This is a genomic window from Micromonospora sp. WMMD723 (assembly GCF_049863385.1).
Classification (GTDB): Bacteria; Actinomycetota; Actinomycetes; order Mycobacteriales; family Micromonosporaceae; genus Micromonospora; species Micromonospora wenchangensis.
In genome coordinates this window covers 3,884,111-3,902,947 of sequence record NZ_JBMKNR010000001.1, presented here as the reverse complement: position 1 = coordinate 3,902,947, position 18,837 = coordinate 3,884,111, and the positions used below count along the sequence as shown (strand labels likewise).

Here is an 18,837-nt window from a genome sequence, read left to right as displayed (position 1 = left end):
GGCACCCCGCGACGCGGGGGTGGACCGGCCCATAGGGCTTACCGCGTGGACGGCAGCGCGTCGAGCCGGTCGCGCACCAGTGCGGCGTCCGGGTGGCCGAGCTGGTCGAGCACGTCGAGCGCCTGCCCCCAGGCGGCACGGGCCGCGTCGGGTTCGGCGGCGGCCAGGTGGCTGTCACCGACGTGCATCAGCGTGACGGACTCGTAGTAGCGTTCGCCGGTCTCCCGCCACAGCACGAGCGCCTCCCGGAAGCAGTCGAGGGCGTCGCGGTGCCGGCCGAGGTGGTGGTGGGCGAAGCCCAGACTGTCCCACGCGTGCGCCTCCCAGTAGCGGTTGCCGGTCTGCTGCTGCCGCACCAGGGCCTGGCCGCAGTAGTCCAGCGCACGGAGGTGGTCGCCGAGCTGGATGTGGTACCAGCCGATGTTGTTGAGCGCGTTGGCCTGCCCCTGCGCGTGCCCGGCGGCCTCGAACAGGCGGTGCGCCCGTTGCGCGTGGCGCAGCGCCCGCCGGTGGTCGTCCTGCCGCTCCGCGAGGATGCCGAGGTTCAGTTCGGTCCGCCCACCACCGACCCGGTCGCCGAGTTCGGCGTACAACAGCCGGGAGCGTTCCAGATGCTCGTGGGCCTCGTCGTACGCGCCGAGGCGCAGGCAGGCGACGGCCCGGTTGCGGTGGGCGCGGGCCTGCCCGTCGCGGTCCCCGGCCGCCGTGGCGGCCCGCAACGCCAACTCCTGGGCGCGGGACTGGTCCGTCCAGGCACCCACCCGGTCGAGGTAGGTGTTGACGCTCCACGCCAACTGCCAGGCGTGCGTCGGTAACCCGTGCTCGACGGCCAGGCCGATCGCGGCGAGCAGCGCCCGGTGCTCGGCGGCCAGCCACGCCCACGCCTCGTCCCGGTCGGCCGGCGCGGGCACCGCCGTCCCGGGGTGCGCCGCCGGCAGGTCGATGTCGTCGCGGTGCTTGTGCAGCAGCAGAGCGGCGGCGTACGCGGTGTGCAGGTAGTGGTCGAGCAGCCGGCACAGCGCCGCCCGCCGCAAGCCGGCGGAGTCGGTGGCCACGGCCAACTCGACGGCGTACGCGCGGAGCAGGTCGTGCAGGACGTACCGGCCGGGGGCGTGCTCGGTGAGCAGGTTCGCCCGGGTCAGTACCGCCAGCGGCCGGCGCACCTCGGCCGGGGCCAGGGCGGCGAGGCTGGCCGCCGCCGCCACGGACACGTCGGGCCCGGGGTGCGTGCCGAGCGCCCGGAACAGGTCGGCCGCCGCCGGATCGAGACCCCGGTACGACCAGGACAGCACCGCGCGGACGTCGACGCCGGCCTCGCCGCCACTGAACGCGTCGAGGGCGCCCCGGCTCACGCTCAGCTCGGCGGCGAACCGGGCCAGCGGGAAGTCCGGATAGGTGGCGGCCCGCGCGGCCACGATCGCCAACGCCAGGGGCAGCCCGGCCGCCGCGGCGACGACCCGGTCCACCGCCTCCGGCTCCGCCGCGACCCGCTCCGCGCCCAGCCGGCGGGACAGCAGCTCACGCCCCTCCGCCGGGGAGAGCAGACCCAGCGGCAGCGGTCGGGCCCCCTCGGCCGTGACCAGCCCCGGAAGCTGGTTACGGCTGGTGACCAGGACCAGGCATCCCGGCGAGCTGGGCAGCAGCGGACGTACCTGGTCGGCGTCGCGGGCGTTGTCCAGCAGCACCAGCACCCGCCGGTCGGCGAGCAGGCTGCGGTAGAGGGCGGCCTGTGCCGCCAGCCCCACCGGAATCCGCTCCGGCGGCACCGCGAGCGCCTCCAGGAAGCCGGCCACCGCCTCGGCGGGATTCAGCGCGGGCGACTCGGCGTCGAAGCCGCGCAGGTCGACGTAGAGCTGGCCGTCCGGGAAGCGGTCGGCGACCTGGTGCGCCCAGTGCACGGCCAGGGCCGTCTTGCCCACACCCGCCGTACCGCCGATGATCGCGACGGGGACGGTGCCCGGCGGGCCGGCCGGCTCGGTGAGCAGGGCGGTCAGGGCGGTCAGCGGCGCGGACCGGCCGGCGAAGTGCCGTACCGCCGCCGGTAGCTGGCGGGGCACGAACGGTGCCGGGGCCGACGACGCGGTGGCGGCGTGGGCCTGCCGGTCCGGCTCGGCGCGGGCGGCCGTGGCGAGCCGGTCGTCGGCGCGCGCCGCGTCCGCCGCCGCCAGCAGCTGCCAGTACGCCGCCTCCCAGCGGGCCTGGTCGGTCAGCTCGGCGGGCAACCGGATGCCGGCCTGTCCGGCGTACGCGACACACGCGCCCAGGTAGCCGGTGACGAAGTCCCAGTCCGGCAGCGACTTGGCGTTGAGCTTGTCGCTGAGGGTGGAGCGGGCCAGCGGCCTGCCCCGGGCGGCGGCGACCGCCACCAGGGAGTTCAACGACGGCCCGCCCGCCTGCTGGCGTAGTCGCCGCAGTTCGTCGGCGAAGGCGAGCAGCGCCTCCCGACCCGTCTCCCCCACCCCACACCCCACCCGGCGTCGCGATGTTCCCCTGGAAGAACCGGAGCCAGGATAGCTTGGCATCGATGTGCGGTGATGCCCCGGAACGGGGGCGGCGACCGGGCCGGCGACCGGACAGCCGCAGGGTCGGACAACAGCGGGACCGGACAGCAGTAGGGCCACCTTCCATCACGGAAGGTGGCCCTACTGACCGAGTGGGCGATACTGGGTTTGAACCAGTGACCTCTTCCGTGTCAAGGAAGCGCGCTCCCACTGCGCCAATCGCCCGTGCTTGTTACCGAGGTGGGGACGGGATTTGAACCCGCGTACACGGCTTTGCAGGCCGTTGCCTCGCCTCTCGGCCACCCCACCGAGGTTGCCCCCGTCATGCGTGGCGGCAGCTCCGAGCGGACGACGGGATTCGAACCCGCGACCCTCACCTTGGCAAGGTGATGCGCTACCAGCTGCGCTACGTCCGCTTGCCTCCGGGACGACACCCGGTGACGGATGGAAACTCTAGCCGAGCGGTCTCACCGATGCCAAATCGGGGCCGCCGACGGCGCGTCAGGCCGCCACGATGGTGACCGGCACCACCATCCGCAGAGCTTCCTAGGAGAGTTGGTCGTCGCAGGTGGGCACCTCGCCCGCACCCCTACCGAACAGGTCGGCAAGGTAGCCGACCCGCCGGTGGGGTGCTGTCCGGCTTCCGACTACCGGCAGCCGGATCGGGCGGGTCGGTAACTCCCCGTGGTCGGTTCGATAGGTTACCGTAGCGGCGTGACGAGACGTGCCGCCGCCGATGTCCGCCTGGATTCCCTGCTGCGCACGGCCTGCGACGTGATCGTCGAGCGTGGACTCGCCAACACCCGCACCGCCGACGTGGCCGCCGCCGCCGGGGTCAGCCAGGCGCTGGTCTTCTACCACTTCGCCACCAAGGAGCGGCTGCTCGCCCAGGCGTTCGCGTACGCCGTCGAGCAGGAACTGTCCCGGCTGGACGCGGTGCTGCGCTCCGCCACCCCGCCACTGACCAAGCTCCGGCGCATCCTGCGCCTCTACACCCCCACCGGGCGTCCCTGGGCGATGTGGATCGACGGCTGGGCCGAGTCGCTGCGCACCCCGGAACTGGAGAAGGTCTGCCGGCGGCTCGACCTGCGCTGGCGGCAGGACCTGGCAGCGGTGATCTCGGCCGGGGTGGCCGACGGGACCTTCGAATGCGCCGACCCCGCCGGTGCCGCCTGGCGGATCAACGCGGTGATGGACGGGCTCGCCGTCCAGCTCGCCGTGCATGAGCGGGTGATCTCCCGGCGACAGTTCGGCGAGTGGATCCGGCTGGTCACGGCCCGGGAACTGGGGCTCGACCCCGCCCAGCTCGTCTGATCCGCGCACTCCGCGCCATTGCCCCCGTCCGATCCGCCTGGTATCCACGTATGCGCATGCGTTACCCCGCCTGCGCCGGGCCGGCGGTGCGCCGGTCCCCGCTCCCACGAGGAGGATCCGTGCCCAGACCGGAGTGGACACCCCGAACGAGCCGGCATCGACGCCGGCTCGTTCCCGTACTGGCGACCGCCGCCGTGGTCGCCGCCCTGCTGCCCGGCGGAGGCACCGCCACGGCCGCGCCGGGCGACACCGCGGCCCCGGCCCCGGGCCGCTCCGGCTCGTTCGCCGACGACCGCCACCAGGCCGCCGACGTCGACAACCGCACCGGTACGGCCGCACCCGACGCCCGCCAACGCAGCCTGGCCCGCGCCACCGGCGCCCCGGTGCGCTGGAACCGGCTCGGCACCCCGCACGCCCTCGGCCCGGCCCGGCTCGCCACCGGCCTACCCACCGACCCGGAGGCCGCCGCCCGGCGTTACCTCGCCACCCAGCGGGACCTGTTCGGGCTGGACGCCGACGCGGTGACCGCGCTCGACCGGGTGCTGGTCCGGCGGATCGGCGACGGCGCGGTGGTCACCCTGCGGCAGCGCTTCGGCGACCTGCCCGCCGGCCACGACGGGCTGGTCACCGTGGCGGTCGCCGACGGCACCGTGCTCTCGGTCAGCTCCTCGCTGACCCGGGACGCCTCGGCCCCCGCCCCGGCCACCCGCACCCCCGGGCAGGCGTACGCCGACGCCCTCGCCGACGCCGGCCTGGCCGCCGACGCGGTGGCCAGCCACCGGGTGCGCCCGGTCGCCGTGCCCACCCCGGTCGACGGCAACCGGGCCGCCTACGAGGTGACCCTGATCGGGCGGGACAGCGACCACCCGGCCGCCTTCACCACCTACGTCGACGGGATCACCGGGAAGGTGCTGGTCCGCGAGGACCTCGTCGACTTCGACTCCGACAACCCGAGCTGGGCGGTCTACCCGGCCACCCCGCCGCAGGACCTCGCCCCCGGGCAGGACCCCCGGGTCCGCTGGTGCGCCAGCCCCGCACCCGACTGCGCCGCCGCCTTCCGCGACCCGGCGAGCGGGCAACCCTGGGACGTCGACCTCGCCACCGGGGCGCCCACCGGCACCACCCGGGGCAACTCCGCCAACACGGTGGTCTCCTGGGGCGCCGGCAGCCCCATGGTCAACGCCCCCGACCGGCCGGACCGGCGCTACGAGTACCCGTTCACCGACCAGTGGCACCAGGCCCGCTGCAACCCGGCGGCGTTCACCTCGGCCCAACGCAACGACGCCGACGCCGCCACCGCCAACCTGTTCGCCATGCACAACCGGATGCACGACTGGGCCTGGCACCTCGGCTTCACCGAGGCCACCTGGAACCTCCAGGCGGTCAACGTCAGCGGCGCCGGGCTGGGTGGCGACGCCGAGCAGGGGCGGGCCCAGCAGGGCGCGCTGAGCGGCAACCGGAACAACGCCAACCAGTCCACCCCGCGCGACGGGCTGCCGCCGAGCACCAACATGTACCTGTGGCAGCCGCAGGCCGGTGGGCCGTACCCGCCGTGCGTCGACGGCGACTACGACATGACGGTGATCGGCCACGAGTACACCCACGCCATCACCAACCGGATGATCGCCGGCCCGGACAGCGGGATCGGCGGCCACCAGGGCGGGGCGATGGGCGAGTCGTGGAGCGACCTGCTCGCCGCCGAGTACCTCTACGAGCACGGCCTGCGCGCCCCCGGTGAGACGCCCTTCGTCACCGGCGGCTACGTCACCGGCAACCTGGTCAGCGGCATCCGCAACTACGACCTGAGCCGCAGCCCGCTCAACTACTCCGACGTCGGCTACAACACCGGCGGGCCCGCGGTGCACGCCGACGGGGAGATCTGGGGCGCGACCAACTTCCGCATCCGCGCCGCCCTGGTCAAGAAGTACGGCCTGGGCACCCCGGCGCGGCAGCTCGACTGCGCCCAGGGCCGGGTGGCCGCCGAGAACTGCCCCGGCAACCGGCGCTGGGTGCAGCTGGTCTTCGACTCGTTCCTGCTCCAGGCGGCCAGCCAGGTCAGCATGCTCGACATGCGGGACAACCTGCTCACCGCCGACCGGCTGCGCTTCGGCGGGGCCAACCAGGAGCTGATCTGGGCCGAGTTCGCCCGCTCCGGGATGGGTCGGGACGCCGCCACCGTCGGCGCCGCCGACACCGACCCGACGCCGAGCTTCGCCAGCCCGGCCGGCGGCAACGCCACGCTGACCCTGCGCCCCCGGGGTGACAGCGCCAACGCGCCGATCCGGCTCTACGTCGGTGACTACGAGGCGCGGGCCACCCCCGTCGCCGACACCGACCCGGCCACCCCGCTGCCGGCCACCTTCGAGGCCGTCGCCGGGACGTACCAGCTGCTGGCGGTCGCCCCCGGCTTCGGCCACCAGCGCCTGGAGGTGGTCGCGAAGGCCGGCCAGCAGGGGTACGTCGACCTGCGGCTGAGCCAGAACCTGGCGTCCACCAGGTCGGGGGCGAGCATCGCCGGGGACGGGGTGAACCTGGACCGGATCGCCGACGACACCGAGGCCACCAACTGGGCGTCGTTGACCGGGGTGGCCGGCAAGCAGGTCACCGTGACACTGCCCTTCGGCACGCCGCAGCCGGTGCAGCGGGTCACCGTCAGCGCCATGCTCCGCCCGGCGATCACCGGCGACGCCGACCCCGGTGCGCAGAACGCGCTGAGCGCGCTGCGGTCGTTCGCGGTGTCGACCTGCGACGCGACCACCACCGACTGCGCCGACCCGGCCCGCTGGACCCGGATCTACACCAGCGCCGACGACGCGTTCCCCGGTGGGAGGTACCGGGCCTACAGCCGGGACCTGATCGCCAGGTCGTTCCGGGTGCCGGCCACCGTCGCCACCCACGTCCGGCTGGAGGTGCTGGCCAGTCAGTGCACCGGCGGCCCGGCGTACGCCGGTGAGCAGGACGACGACCCGGCGACCCGGACCGACTGCGCGACCGCCAGCCCGGCGCGCGACCAGGTGCGGATCGCCGAGTTCCAGGTGTTCGCGAAGTGAAACCCGCCGGGGCCGGGTGGTGGCGCCACCCGGCCCCGGCGGCCCCCGATCACCGTCGGACGGTGGTCCAGCGGACCGGTCGACGGACCGGGCGGGCATCGTCGCCCGCCACACCGTCGGACGCGGTCCGGGTGAGCTGCCGCAGCCGCATCAGCAGGCCGACACCGAGGAAGAGCAGCAGGCCGCCGAGCAGGAACGCCGCCTGCACCAGTCCGAAGCCCCCGCTCTGGTCGGCCGACCGGTTCGCCGCGGCCGGCGGCGGCACCTCGGCCAGCGCCTCCTCGGTCGGCTCGGTCTCCTCCTCGCTCGGCTCCAGCACCTCCTCGGTCGGCTCCGGCGACGCGGTGGTCGGCTCGGGCGCGGCCGTGGTGGGCGCAGGCGCCGTGCCGACGACCTGCCGGGTGGCGGTGCGTCGGGCGAGCAGCCGCAGGTTCGGGTCGTACGCCTCGGCGGCCATGGTGATCCGGCCCCGGGTGACGTCCTCGGCGAAGGCCACCCGGTAGGTGGCGGTGACCGTACGGTCCGGGCAGAGGGTGCCCGGGTCGAGTTGCCGGTCGGTCAACCGGGCCACGTCGCCCTGTGCCCGGATGTCCAGCGGGAACGAGCCGGTCTCCTCGACCCGGTCCATCTTGACCTGGTCCAGGCGCAGCCCCTGCACCGAGAGCACCATCGACCAGCGGACCTTCACACAGCCGCCGTTGCCCTGGCGGGACACCACCGCCGAAACCGTCCGCACCTGGTCGCCGGCGGTGAACTGGGCGGGCAGGCCACTCAGCTCGGTGGAGAAGCGGTCCGCCGCCGACGCCGGTGTCGGCCCGACGAGCCCTGTCCCCGACAGGCAGGCCAGCACCGCCCCGACCCGTAGCGCGTTCCGCCACACCATCACCACCGCCTCGCTCCTCCCGTCGGTCTTGTCCACTCGCCACGCTATGAGCAGGATGGGGAAGCCGGTAGACGGGCGTGTTCGCGCCGATCGGCAAGTGCGGTGCGGGTTAACACCGACAGTGGTGAACCGGTCACCCGTCCTCGCCGACACGCCGGGTGACGGTGTGGGCTAGGCCGCTTCGTCGGGCCGGTGAGGGTCGACCGCGCCGGGGTTCGCGCGGCTGACATCCTGGGCGGGTGTCCGATCTTTCCGCGGCCTTCGTCCGGCTGCACGCCCGGCTCGCCCCGGTCGCCTTCGTACCCGAGGTGCGGTTGCACCAGGCCGACGAGCCGATCGGCCTGTGGGAGCTGACCGAGGGTGAGTTCCGCAGCTCCCAGCCGCCGCCGTTCTGGGCGTTCGCCTGGGCCGGTGGGCAGGGCCTGGCCCGGTACGTCACCGACCACCCGGAGACGGTCGCGGGCCGCCGGGTGCTCGACCTCGCCTCCGGCTCCGGCCTGGTCGCCATCGCCGCCGCACGGGCCGGTGCGGCGACCGTGCGGGCGGTGGAGATCGACGAGCGGGCCGTCGCCGCCGTCGCCCTCAACGCCCACGCCAACGGGGTACGCGTCGACGCCGAACTGGCCGACGTGCTCGACGGCGACGCCGGGGACGCCGAGGTGCTGCTCGCCGGGGACGTCTTCTACAGCGAGGCGATGGCCCGCCGGGTGCTGCGTTTCCTGCTGCGGGCCGCCCGCTGCGGCGCCCGGGTGCTGGTCGGCGACCCGGGCCGGGCGTTCCTGCCCCGGGAACGGTTCCGCGAGCTGGCCGGCTACGACGTGCCGGTGCCGGAGGCGTTGGAGAGCGTCCGGGTGAAGCACACCACGGTGTGGGAACTGGACCCCGCCCCGCCGGGGGCCGCCCGCTAGCGTGACCGGGTGCTGTTCCGGGGGTGGGAGGCGTCCGTCGACGAGCCCTGGCCGGACGTGGCCACGGTCGTCGACCGGGTCGGCGGCGTCCACCTGGTGGTGACCCGGCACGCGCTGGTCCGGCAGGTGCTCGCCGACGCGGTGACCTGGCGGCCCGACAACGCCCTGGACGCGGTGACCCCGATCCCGGTGGCCGCGCTGCGGGTGCTCACCGCGCACCGGTTCCGGCTGCCGCCGACGCTGGCGAACAACGCCGGCCCCAGCCACCCGGCGATCCGGGCGATCGTCGCCGAGGCGCTGCACCCCGACCGGGTGGCCGCCCAGCGACCGTGGCTGACCGCCCTGGTCCGGGCCCGGGTCGCCGACATCGCCGCCGACCTGGCCGCCGGTCGGCCGGTCGACCTGCACGCCCGGCTCGCCGCCGACCTGCCGCTGCTGGCGCTGGCCCGGCTGGTCGAGCTGCCGGACGCCCCGGTGGGCGCGGTGAAGGACTTCGCGCGGGCGGCGCTGGAACTGTTCTGGGCTCCCCTGGACGCCGACCGGCAGCAGAGCCTCGCCGTCGAGGTGGGCCGGTTCCACGCCGTACTGCGGGAGTTCGCCGGCACCGGCGGCGGCCTGGCCGGCCGGCTGCGCGCCGCCGGGCACCGTCCGGACGTGGTGGTCGGGGCGCTGTTCTTCCTGCTGGTCGCCGGCCAGGAGACCACCAGCCAGTTCCTCACCCTGCTGCTGCACCGGCTCACCGGCGAACCGGGGGTGCGCGCCGGGCTGCGGGCCGGCACGGTCGCCGTGGCCGACGTGGTCGAGGAGGGCCTGCGCCGGGAGCCACCGATCGTCACCTGGCGGCGGGTGGCGGCGACGGACACCGCGCTGGGCGGCGTGCCGGTGCCGGCGGGCAGCTCGGTGCTGCTGTGGCTGGCCCGCGCCGGCTGCGACCCGGAGGTGGTGGCCGACCCGGCCGGGTTCCGCCCGGGGCAGCGCGGGTCCCGTCGGCACCTGGCCTTCGGGGCGGGGGCGCACCGCTGCGTCGGCGCGCAGCTGGCCCGGCTGGAGGCGGCGGTGGTGGTCGCCGAGGCGACGCCGCTGCTGGACGCGGTGACGGTGGTCCGTCCGCCGTGGTGCCCGGACAACCTCACCTTCCGGATGCCCGACGCCTTCGTGGTCCGCCGCAGCGGGTGACCCTCCCGCCGGCCCGACCAGAGGCACCGGCACGGCCCGCCGGCACACCGCGCGGCGTACGGGCGTAACCCGGCCTCCTGGCGACGGGTTGAGCCCAGTGTCGACGCGCGGTCGCGCGTCCGCCTGTCGGGCCGGGGGGTGATGGTGCAGCGCACGCCGGTCGTCCTCGTCCCACTGCTCAGCATCGTCCTGCTGTGGCCGATGGCGGTCGTCGCCGGTGGCGAACCGCCGCCCACCGCCGCTACCGCCGGGCAGCTCACCGTGGCCGGGTCCACCCCGTCGAGCCGGTTGAGTACTCCTCCCGTGACCCTCCGTTGTATTTTGGACCGTCTATACGCTCGTATCAGTCGGGAGAAGCCGGTAGTATCAGACATCGACAGGTATCAACGCCTTTCGACCGGCCCGGCTGCCTCGGACAGCGCCGGAGCGGGTCGGACCGGAGGGGAGATCGGAACGGCAGTCGGGCGGGCGGGGCGCGGGCAGTCGTCGACCGAACGACGTGACCCGATCGGGCAGGAGTGCCCCGGGGTCCGGGGCACCCCCCACCGGTGGCAGCGGGGCACGGACCGGCGTCCGACCCCCGACACCGCCGACGCCGTGCCGCTGAGGGTGAGCGTGCTGCGCTGCTGACTGGTGGCGGTCCGCTCCACCATGCCCGTCGCCGTCGCGCAACGTCCGGCCGATCCGGCGACGAACCCCGTCGCCGGTCCGCAACAGACCGCCGCCCAGCCCGTCGTTTCGCCGGTCGGTGAGCGACGGCGAGGTGGCGACCCGTTGACCGCTGCCAGCCTCCTGGATGTGAATCGTGCTCTCCACTGACACCCGGCGTGCCCTGCGCGCCGACCTACCCGCCTCACTCGTGGTCTTCCTCGTCGCACTGCCGCTCTGCGTGGGCATCGCCGTCGCCTCCGGCGTCCCCGTCGAACTCGGCCTGGTCACCGGCGTCGTCGGCGGGCTGGTCGTGGGCATGATGCCCGGCAGCAGCATGCAGGTCAGCGGCCCGGCAGCCGGCCTGACCGTGCTGGTGGCCGAGGCCGTGGACCGCTACGGCCTGGCCGGCCTCGGCACGATCGTGCTGATCGCCGGGCTGATCCAGATCGGCCTGGGATTGCTCCGGCTCGGCCGGTGGTTCCGGGCCATCTCGATGGCAGTGGTGCACGGCATGCTCGCCGGCATCGGGCTGCTGCTCATCGCCGGGCAACTGCACATCCTGGCCGGCGCCGACACCGCACCGGTCGGCCTCGCCGCGTTCGCCGGCCTGCCGGCGCTGGTCGGTGACCTGACCAGCTCCGAAACCGCCAGGCTGTCGCTCGTCGTGGGAACCGCGACGCTCGCGGTGATGCTGCTCTGGAACGTCCTGCCCGGAAAGCTGCGGACCGTGCCCGGCGCGCTGGTCGCCGTGGTCGCGGCGGCCGGGGCGAGTGTCCTGCTGGACCTGCCGGTCGACACCATCGAGGTGTCCGGGCTGCTCGCGGCCATCCAACCGTCGCTCGGGCATCCGAGCCAGCTCGCCGACCTCGGAGTGCTCGCCACCATCGCCACGTTCACCCTGGTCGCCTCGGCGGAGAGCCTGTTCAGCGCGGCGGCGGTCGACCGGCTGCACCAGGGACCGCGCACCGACTTCGACCGGGAACTCGTCGCCCAGGGCACCGGCAACACCGTATGCGGCCTGCTCGGCGCGCTGCCGATGACCGCCGTCATCGTGCGCAGTTCCGCGAACGTGCACGCCGGCGCGAAGACCAAGGCCTCCCGGGTGCTGCACGGGCTGTGGCTCCTGGTCTTCGTCGCCGCCGTACCCGGCCTGGTCGGGCTGATCCCCCTGCCGGCGCTCGCCGCCGTGCTGGTGCACGCCGGGTGCAAGCTGCTGCCGCTGCGGACGCTTCCCGACCTGTGGCGGGAACACCGGGGCGAGGCGGTGGTGCTGGTGGTGACGGCCACCGCGATCGTCACCACCGACATGTTCACCGGGGTGCTGGTCGGCCTCGGCCTGGCGGTGGCCAAGGCGGCCTGGGAGACGTCGCACGTCCGGGTCACCGTGGACGACGGCGACGGCGACGGCGGCACCGGGCCGATCGACGTCGCCATCGTCGGCAACGCCACCTTCCTGCGGCTGCCCACCATCCTCAACACGCTGCACGCGCTGCCCGCCGAGCGGATCATCCGGCTGGACCTGCACGGCCTGCGGCACCTCGACCACGCCTGCGGCACCGCGCTGGACACCTGGATCGAGGCGCACAACCGCTCCGCCGGCGGCCAGGTGCAGGTCGTCGCGCCCCGTCCGGCCGAGGACGACCGGCCCCGCCCCGTCCCCGCCACCGAGTGAGCGGGGACGGTCGCCACCGAGGCCCGGGACCGGTCCGTCGCGATCCGCGCCGCCAACGCGGCCCACGGCGGTGTGGCGCTCAGCCGGCGTCCTCGGCCCAGGTGCGCCAGTCGTCGAGCACGCCGTACAGGTCGGGGGTGAGCCAGCCCGGAGCGGACCGGCGGAACACCCCCGGGTCCATCGCCCCGGCCCCGGCCGGCAGCGCGCCGAGCAGGTTCGGCACCAGCTCCGTCAGGTTCGCCCAGTGCACCAGCTGCGGCTCCGCCGGCCACGCACCGATCACCACCCCGGCGGGCACGGCCCGGCGCTCCAGAGCCTCCAGGGTGAGCGCGGTGTGGTTGAGGGTGCCCAACCCGGCCCGGGCCACCACCACCGCCGGAGCACCCAGCGACACCGCCAGGTCGGCCACGGTCCACGCCTCACCCGACGGACGCAGCCCCATCGGCACCAGCAGCCCCCCGGCCCCCTCGACGAGCACCAGGTCGTGCTTGTCGACCTCCGCGCGGATCGCGTCGACGGCCGTGTACAGCTCCAACGGCTCCAGCTCGGCCACCCGGGCGGCGGCCAGCGGAGCCAACGGGTCGGGGTAGCTGGCCAGGGTACGACCGGTCAGCGGGGCGGCCAGCCGGGTCACCGCGTCCACGTCACCGGGCTCGCCGGTGGCCGTCCCCGACTGGCCCGGCTTGACCACCGCGACCCGCAGGCCGGCGGCCTGCGCCGCGGCCGTGATCGCCGCCGTCACCACCGTCTTGCCGACCTCGGTGTCGGTCCCGGTGACCAGCACCGCACCCTTCCACCCACTCAAGGCAGGACCACCTCGGTTCGCGACTGCGAGGCTCGCAAAACCGGCTCACTCCTCACGCTCACAGGACCACCTCGGCTCGCGACTGCGGGGCGCACTCCACGATGGTCTCCAGGGCGTGTTCGAAGTCCGCCCGGGTGACCCCGGTGGAGAGGGTCAGCCGGAGGCGGGAGCGGTGGTCCGGGGTGGACGGTGGGCGGAAACAGCCGACCGCGACGCCCCGGGCCCGGCAGTCGGCCGCCCAGGCGGTGGCGGCCTCCGGACCGGGTGCGGTCACCGACACCACGGCGGCGTCGGGGGTGGACACCGGCAGCCCGGCCGCGCCGAGGCGGCGTACCGCGTAGCCGGCCCGGTCGGCCAGTTCGGCGCGCAGGTCCTCGGCGGAGCGGGCCAGCGCCACGGCGGCGCATACCCCGGCGGCGACGGCCGGTGGCGGCGCGGTGTCGAAGATGAAGGTCCGCCCGGTCTCCACCAGGTGCCTGACGAACTCGGCCGGGCCGGCGACCACCCCGCCGGCACCGCCGAGCGCCTTGGACAGGGTCGCGGTGACCACCACGTCCGGCGCGCCCGCGAGCCCGGCGGCGGCCACCGCGCCGGCGCCGGCCGGGCCGGCGACCCCGAGTCCGTGCGCGTCGTCGACCAGCAGCAGCGCGCCGTGCCGCCGGGCCACCGCGTGCAGCGCGGCCAGCGGCGCGAGGTCGCCGTCGACGGAGAACACCGACTCGGTGACCACCACCGCCGGGCGGCCCGGCGCGGCGGCGAGCGTCGCGGCCACCGCGTCGACGTCGGCGTGCGGGGTGACCACCGTCTCCGCGCCGGAGATCCGGCAGCCGTCGATCAGCGAGGCGTGGTTGTGGGCGTCGGAGACGAGCAGGGTACGCGGCTGCACCAGGCCCCGGACGGCGGCCAGGTTGGCCAGGTAGCCGGAGGAGAAGACGAGTGCCCGGTCGACGCCGAGCCAGTCGGCCAGGTCGTCCTCGAGCGCGTGGTGGACGTCGGTGGAGCCGCGGACCAGCCGGGAGCCGGTGGCGCCCAGCCCGTACCCGGACAGGGCCCGGCCGGCGGCGGCCACCACCTCGGGGTGGGTGGAGAGGCCCAGGTAGTCGTTGCCGGCCAGATCGACGTCCGGGTCACCGGCGGCGCGGGGGCGCAGGGTACGGGTGAGCCCCGCCTTCGCCCGCAGCGCGGCGCGCCGGTCCAGGGCCGCCAGCCAGTCCGCCACCGGTCCCGCCTCCGTCCGTCGTCCGACCTGCCGCCCGCCCGTCCGTCGGGCGTCTGCCGCCCACGGACGACCGGCCCGTGCCGGTGGGTGACGGCGTTGCCGCCGCCGGGCGAAATTACCATCCGCCGGGCCGGCACCGGCGTGGCGGCGGGCCCCCGCCACGCCGCGCGAGGGGCGGCCCGCGGGGCCGCCGGGGTGGCCCGGGGGCCGTCGGCTCGGGCGTTTCCCGGCCCGCACCGGCCTTGTAGGGTACGAGCCATGCCAGAGATCCTCGACCAGGCCCGGACCCAGGTGCTGGGCGACGGCGTCGGCCTCGACCAGGCCGGTGTCCTCGCGGTGCTGACCCTGCCCGACGAGCACCTCACCGCCGCCCTCCAACTCGCCCACGAGGTGCGGATGCGCTGGTGCGGCCCGGAGGTCGAGGTCGAGGGGATCGTCTCGCTGAAGACCGGCGGCTGCCCGGAGGACTGCCACTTCTGCTCGCAGTCCGGCCTGTTCACCTCGCCGGTCCGGTCGGTGTGGCTGGACATCCCGTCGCTGGTCGAGGCGGCGAAGCAGACGGCGGCGACCGGGGCGAGCGAGTTCTGCATCGTGGCCGCCGTGCGCGGTCCCGACGACCGGCTGATGAAGCAGATGCGCGAGGGGGTCGCCGCGATCCGCGCGGAGGTCGACATCCAGGTCGCCGCGTCGCTGGGCATGCTCAGCCAGGAGCAGGTCGACGACCTGGTCGAGATGGGCGTGCACCGCTACAACCATAACCTGGAGACCTGCCGCTCGTACTTCCCGAACGTGGTCACCACGCACTCGTGGGAGGAGCGCTGGGAGACCCTGCGGATGGTCCGCGAATCGGGCATGGAGGTCTGCTGCGGCGGCATCCTCGGCCTCGGCGAGACCGTGGAGCAGCGCGCCGAGTTCGCCGCGCAGCTCGCCGAGCTGGACCCGCACGAGGTGCCGCTGAACTTCCTCAACCCGCGTCCGGGCACGCCGCTGGGCGACCGGCCGGTGGTGGAGGGTAAGGACGCGCTGCGGGCCATCGCCGCGTTCCGGCTGGCCATGCCGCGCACCATCCTGCGGTACGCGGGCGGCCGGGAGATCACCCTCGGTGACCTGGGCACCCGCGACGGCCTGCTCGGCGGGATCAACGCGGTGATCGTCGGCAACTACCTGACGACGCTGGGGCGGCCCGCGACCGACGACCTGAAGCTGCTCGACGAGCTGAAGATGCCGGTCAAGGCGCTCTCCGCCACCCTGTGAGGTGATGATGACCGACGCGGGTGACCCGACCACCGACGGTCGTACGGCGGAGTCCGCCGTGCTGACGTCGGCCGCGACCTGGTGCGACCGCTGTGGTGCGGACGCCACGGCGGGCCCGCACCCGGGGTGCGCGGCGGCCCGGGTGCTGGAACCCCCGCGCTACTGCGGGCACTGCCGACGGCGGATGAAGGTGCAGGTGCTGCCGGTCGGCTGGGCGGCGGTCTGCGTCGAGCACGGCGAGCGGCGGGGCTGACGCGTGCTGCGCGGTCGGACGGTGACACTGCGCCCGGTGACGGAGGCCGACGTGCCGGCCCTGGCCGCGATCCGGGCCACCCCGGAGGTGCGCCGCTGGTGGCGCGGCGGCGACGACCTGGCCGCGTCGGTGCGGGCCGACCTGGCCGACGACGCCCTGACGGTCTACGTGATCGAGCACGCGGGCCGGCTGGTCGGGGCGATCCAGTGGTACGCCGAGACCGACCCGGACTACCGCCACGCCAGCCTGGACGTCTTCCTGGACCCGGCGGCACGCGGCAACGGGCTGGGCGGGGACGCGGTGCGCACCCTGGTCCGGCACCTGGTCGACGAGTACGGCCACCACCGGTTCACCATCGACCCGGCGGCGGCGAACACGGCGGCGATCCGGGCGTACGCGAAGGTGGGGTTCCGCCCGGTGGGCGTGATGCGGCGCTACGAGCGGGGCGCGGACGGACGCTGGCACGACGCGCTGCTGATGGACCTGCTCGCGGAGGAGTTGGCCGGCTGAAACCGGGCGGGGCGTGCCCGGCACCCTCGGGTGCCGGGCACGCCCCGGTTGTTCAGCGTGCGAAGGTGCGCCTAGCGCTGGAGGGTGAGGACACCCGGCCGCCACGGCAGCAGGTTGTAGTCGGTGTTCGCGTTCGGGTCCTTGCCCTGGTAGAGCAACTGCAGGTTGCAGGCGTCGACGGTCTTGGTCTGGTCGGGGTTGGTGCGGACCAGGTCACCGTGGCTGATGTCGTTGGTCCACGTGGCTCCGCTGTTGGCCTTGCCGGCGAAGGGGTTGCTCTCGCTGGCGGCCTGCGGGGTCCACGAGCCGCCCAGGCTGCTGGACGTGAACGACCGGAAGTAGCGCTGCCCCTGGCTCCCGATCGCCTCGACGATCATCAGGTACTGGTTCTGGCCCGCCACCTTGTAGACCTCGACGCCCTCGAACAGGTTGTTGGTCGAGTCGGTCATGACCGTCGTGTAGCTCGAACCGAAGCTGCCCGGGAAGTTCCCCAGCGGCATGCTCGACCGGTAGATCTTGCCGTTGTCCCCGGCGAAGAACAGGTACATGTTCTGGTCGTCACCGATGAGGGTCTGGTCGATCACCCCGTACGGGGCGTCCGGGAGGGTGGCGGTGGACAGCGTCTGCGCCGAGGACCAGCCGTTGGCGTTGGTCGGGTCGCTCGACGTCTTGTAGCTGAACGAGGTCGGTCCCCACTGGTACGCCAGCACCCAGATGTTCTTCGGGGCGAAGTACAGCAGGGTGGGCGCGACGGTGCCCTGGCTCATGCCGTTCTGGCTGGCCGAGGCCATGTCCGACCAGTTGGTGAACGTGCCGAAGTTCATCGAGCTGTACTGGCCGCTGCTGTTGACGTACGAGCCGTAGACCAGGTGCTTGCCGTTGTAGACGACGTTGGTGAAGTCCTTCAGCGAGACCCAGCCGTTCTTCGGGCTGGTCAGCGCGCCGGTCGAGGACCACCGGTAGGTCGACGGGAGCGCGCAGCCACCACCCGGGGGCGGCGTGGTCGTCGGCGGCGGGGTGGTCGGCGGCGCGGTGGTGGGCGGGTTGCTGCCACCGAAGTCGGTGCGCCACTGCTGGTTGGTCTGCCCGTGGCAGTCGTACAGCTGGACCTGCTGGCCGTTGCCGGTGCCCCAGACGTCCAGGCAGCGGCCGGACTGCACACCGCTGATGGTGCCGTTGGAGTTGATGTTCCACTGCTGGTTGGCTCCGCTGTTGCAGTCCCAGATGATGATCCCGGTGCCGTTGGCGGTGGCCGCGCCGTTCGCGTCCAGGCACTTGGTGCCGTAGACCCGCAGCTGCTTGCCGCTGGTGTACGTCCACTGCTGGTTGGACTGGCCGTTGCAGTCGTAGAGCTGCACCCGGGTGCCGTTGTTCTGGGTGGAGTTCGGCACGTCGATGCACCGGTTCGACGCCACGCCGACGATCCGGCCGGCACCGCCGCTCGGCGGCGGGGTCGTGGTCGGCGGGGGCGTGGTGGGCGGGCCCGTGGTCGGCCCGGAGGTCGGCGGCGCCGCGTTGAGCGCGTTGAGGACCGAGTTGTACGCGGCCTTCTTGTTGCCGCCGCCGTCGAACAGCAGCGGGTTCTCGTTGGAGCGCCAGGAGTCGCTGTCGCGCACGCCCCACACCGTGATGCCGATGCAGCGCGGCACGTTCAGGCAGGCCTGGGTCAGCCCGGCGTACTGGGTGGTGGAGGAGTTCGTGACGTCGACCTCGGTCAGCGCCACGTCCACGCCGAGGGCGGCGAAGCTGGACAGCGTGGTCTGGAAGTTGCTCGGCAGCGAGCTGCCCCCGGTGAAGTGGGTCTGCAGGCCGACGCAGTCGATCGGCACGCCCCGGGACTTGAAGTCCTGGATCATGCGGTAGACGCCCTGCGTCTTGCCGTACGACCAGTTCTCGATGTTGTAGTCGTTGTAGCAGAGCTTCACCGACGGGTCGGCGGCCCGCGCGGTGCGGAACGCCACCTCGATCCAGTCGTTGCCGGTGCCCTGCAGGTTCGACGACCGGCGGCTGCCGTCCTCGTTGAACGCCTCGTTGACCACGTCCCACGCGGCGAGCTTGCCCTTGTAGTGGCCCATCACGCCGTTGATGTGGTCGATCATCGCCTGGCGCAGGGTGCTGCCGCTCAGGTTCTTCATCCAGTCCGGCTGCTGCGCGTGCCAGGCCAGGGTGTGCCCACGGACCTTGAGGCCGCGCTGGGTCGCCCAGTTGTAGATCTGGTCACCGGAGTTGAAGTTGAACTGGCCGCGCTGGGGCTGCGTCGCGTCCGGCTTCATCTCGTTCTCGGCCGTGACCATGTTGAACTCGCGGCCGGCGATCGTGCTGTAGGTCGAGTCGCCGAGCCGGCCGGCCGCGATGGCCGTGCCGAAGTACCGGCCCGACTGCGCGGCGGCCGCGCCCAGCGTGCTCGCGGCGGCGTTCGCCGACGGCATCATCACCGCGGCGGCTGCCACCGTCACGACGCCGACCGCGCCGGCGAGCAGCGCCCGGACGGCGGGGGATCGCCGTCGCCGGCCGCCGTCGTGGTGGACGGATGGACTCGTTGCCATCGTGGCCTCCTTGCTGGCCAACACCCGGGCCGTCGGGACGGGACGGCCGGACGTCTTCGGTTGTTAAATCTAGTGCCGTCGATGTTTCCATCCTG

Annotated in this window: 13 protein-coding genes and 3 tRNA genes; 8 read left to right on the top strand and 8 right to left on the bottom strand. The window is 74.0% G+C overall.

Features of this window, described 5'->3' with window-relative positions; genetic code table 11:
* Positions 1-38 precede the first annotated feature (38 nt).
* The 4 genes from ACN261_RS17610 to ACN261_RS17595 all read right to left on the bottom strand — a co-directional run bounded on the left by ACN261_RS17610 (position 39) and on the right by ACN261_RS17595 (position 2,917).
* Positions 39-2,459 (bottom strand): ATP-binding protein, encoded by a 2,421-nt coding sequence (locus ACN261_RS17610; protein WP_425851084.1) that lies wholly within the window; start codon positions 2,457-2,459, stop codon positions 39-41.
* Positions 2,460-2,654: 195 nt separating this feature from the next.
* Positions 2,655-2,726 (bottom strand) — tRNA-Val (locus ACN261_RS17605).
* 13 nt (positions 2,727-2,739) lie between these two features.
* A tRNA-Cys gene (locus tag ACN261_RS17600) sits at positions 2,740-2,810 on the bottom strand.
* A gap of 34 nt (positions 2,811-2,844) precedes the next feature.
* Positions 2,845-2,917 (bottom strand) — tRNA-Gly (locus ACN261_RS17595).
* A 298-nt stretch (positions 2,918-3,215) separates the two neighbouring features.
* Between ACN261_RS17595 and ACN261_RS17590 the strand changes: the two genes are divergently transcribed.
* A complete protein-coding gene (locus ACN261_RS17590) occupies positions 3,216-3,815 on the top strand; it encodes a TetR/AcrR family transcriptional regulator (RefSeq protein ID WP_421486455.1) in 600 nt (199 codons plus the stop codon).
* Between the two features lie 119 nt (positions 3,816-3,934).
* Positions 3,935-6,865, top strand: coding sequence for a M36 family metallopeptidase (locus tag ACN261_RS17585; protein ID WP_421486453.1), 2,931 nt, complete (start codon positions 3,935-3,937; stop codon positions 6,863-6,865).
* 49 nt (positions 6,866-6,914) lie between these two features.
* Here ACN261_RS17585 and ACN261_RS17580 read toward each other — a convergent pair whose 3' ends face one another.
* Complete coding sequence (locus ACN261_RS17580) at positions 6,915-7,784, bottom strand: hypothetical protein (protein WP_421486452.1); 870 nt, start codon at positions 7,782-7,784, stop codon at positions 6,915-6,917.
* A gap of 203 nt (positions 7,785-7,987) precedes the next feature.
* On the opposite strand from ACN261_RS17580, the gene ACN261_RS17575 reads away from it, so the two are divergent.
* From ACN261_RS17575 to ACN261_RS17565, 3 genes are all read left to right on the top strand, one after another.
* Positions 7,988-8,656 carry a class I SAM-dependent methyltransferase gene (locus tag ACN261_RS17575; RefSeq protein ID WP_421486451.1) on the top strand — a complete coding sequence of 223 codons (669 nt, stop codon included), beginning with the start codon at positions 7,988-7,990 and terminating at the stop codon, positions 8,654-8,656.
* Positions 8,657-8,665: 9 nt separating this feature from the next.
* A complete protein-coding gene (locus tag ACN261_RS17570; protein WP_425851081.1) occupies positions 8,666-9,832 on the top strand; it encodes a cytochrome P450 in 1,167 nt (388 codons plus the stop codon).
* An 805-nt stretch (positions 9,833-10,637) separates the two neighbouring features.
* On the top strand, positions 10,638-12,155 hold the full coding sequence (locus tag ACN261_RS17565) for a SulP family inorganic anion transporter (protein WP_425851079.1): 1,518 nt from the start codon (positions 10,638-10,640) through the stop codon (positions 12,153-12,155).
* 79 nt (positions 12,156-12,234) lie between these two features.
* Here ACN261_RS17565 and bioD read toward each other — a convergent pair whose 3' ends face one another.
* Positions 12,235-12,939, bottom strand: a complete 705-nt coding sequence (gene bioD / locus ACN261_RS17560) for a dethiobiotin synthase (RefSeq protein ID WP_204924168.1) — start codon at positions 12,937-12,939, stop codon at positions 12,235-12,237.
* A 79-nt stretch (positions 12,940-13,018) separates the two neighbouring features.
* Positions 13,019-14,179 (bottom strand): 8-amino-7-oxononanoate synthase, encoded by a 1,161-nt coding sequence (locus ACN261_RS17555; RefSeq protein WP_425851077.1) that lies wholly within the window; start codon positions 14,177-14,179, stop codon positions 13,019-13,021.
* Between the two features lie 258 nt (positions 14,180-14,437).
* On the opposite strand from ACN261_RS17555, the gene bioB reads away from it, so the two are divergent.
* From bioB to ACN261_RS17540, 3 genes are read left to right on the top strand one after another with little or no spacing between them, the layout of a single operon-like run.
* Positions 14,438-15,433, top strand: coding sequence for a biotin synthase BioB (gene bioB / locus ACN261_RS17550; RefSeq protein WP_088645442.1), 996 nt, complete (start codon positions 14,438-14,440; stop codon positions 15,431-15,433).
* Between the two features lie 7 nt (positions 15,434-15,440).
* Positions 15,441-15,686 carry a hypothetical protein gene (locus tag ACN261_RS17545; RefSeq protein ID WP_421487033.1) on the top strand — a complete coding sequence of 82 codons (246 nt, stop codon included), beginning with the start codon at positions 15,441-15,443 and terminating at the stop codon, positions 15,684-15,686.
* A 3-nt stretch (positions 15,687-15,689) separates the two neighbouring features.
* Entirely contained in the window at positions 15,690-16,196 is a 507-nt protein-coding gene (locus ACN261_RS17540; RefSeq protein WP_421486445.1) for a GNAT family N-acetyltransferase, read from the top strand.
* 71 nt (positions 16,197-16,267) lie between these two features.
* Here the strand turns inward: ACN261_RS17540 and ACN261_RS17535 are convergent, their stop codons facing one another.
* On the bottom strand, positions 16,268-18,742 hold the full coding sequence (locus ACN261_RS17535; RefSeq protein WP_425851075.1) for a non-reducing end alpha-L-arabinofuranosidase family hydrolase: 2,475 nt from the start codon (positions 18,740-18,742) through the stop codon (positions 16,268-16,270).
* Positions 18,743-18,837 lie beyond the last annotated feature (95 nt).

What these genes read in the sequence shown, in the direction of transcription:
- ACN261_RS17545 (WP_421487033.1), top strand. Translation starts at nt 15,441, where the DNA reads ATGACCGACGCGGGTGACCCGACCACCGACGGTCGTACGGCGGAGTCC.
- ACN261_RS17535 (WP_425851075.1), bottom strand. Translation starts at nt 18,742, where the DNA reads ATGGCAACGAGTCCATCCGTCCACCACGACGGCGGCCGGCGACGGCGA.
- bioB (WP_088645442.1), top strand. Translation starts at nt 14,438, where the DNA reads ATGCCAGAGATCCTCGACCAGGCCCGGACCCAGGTGCTGGGCGACGGC.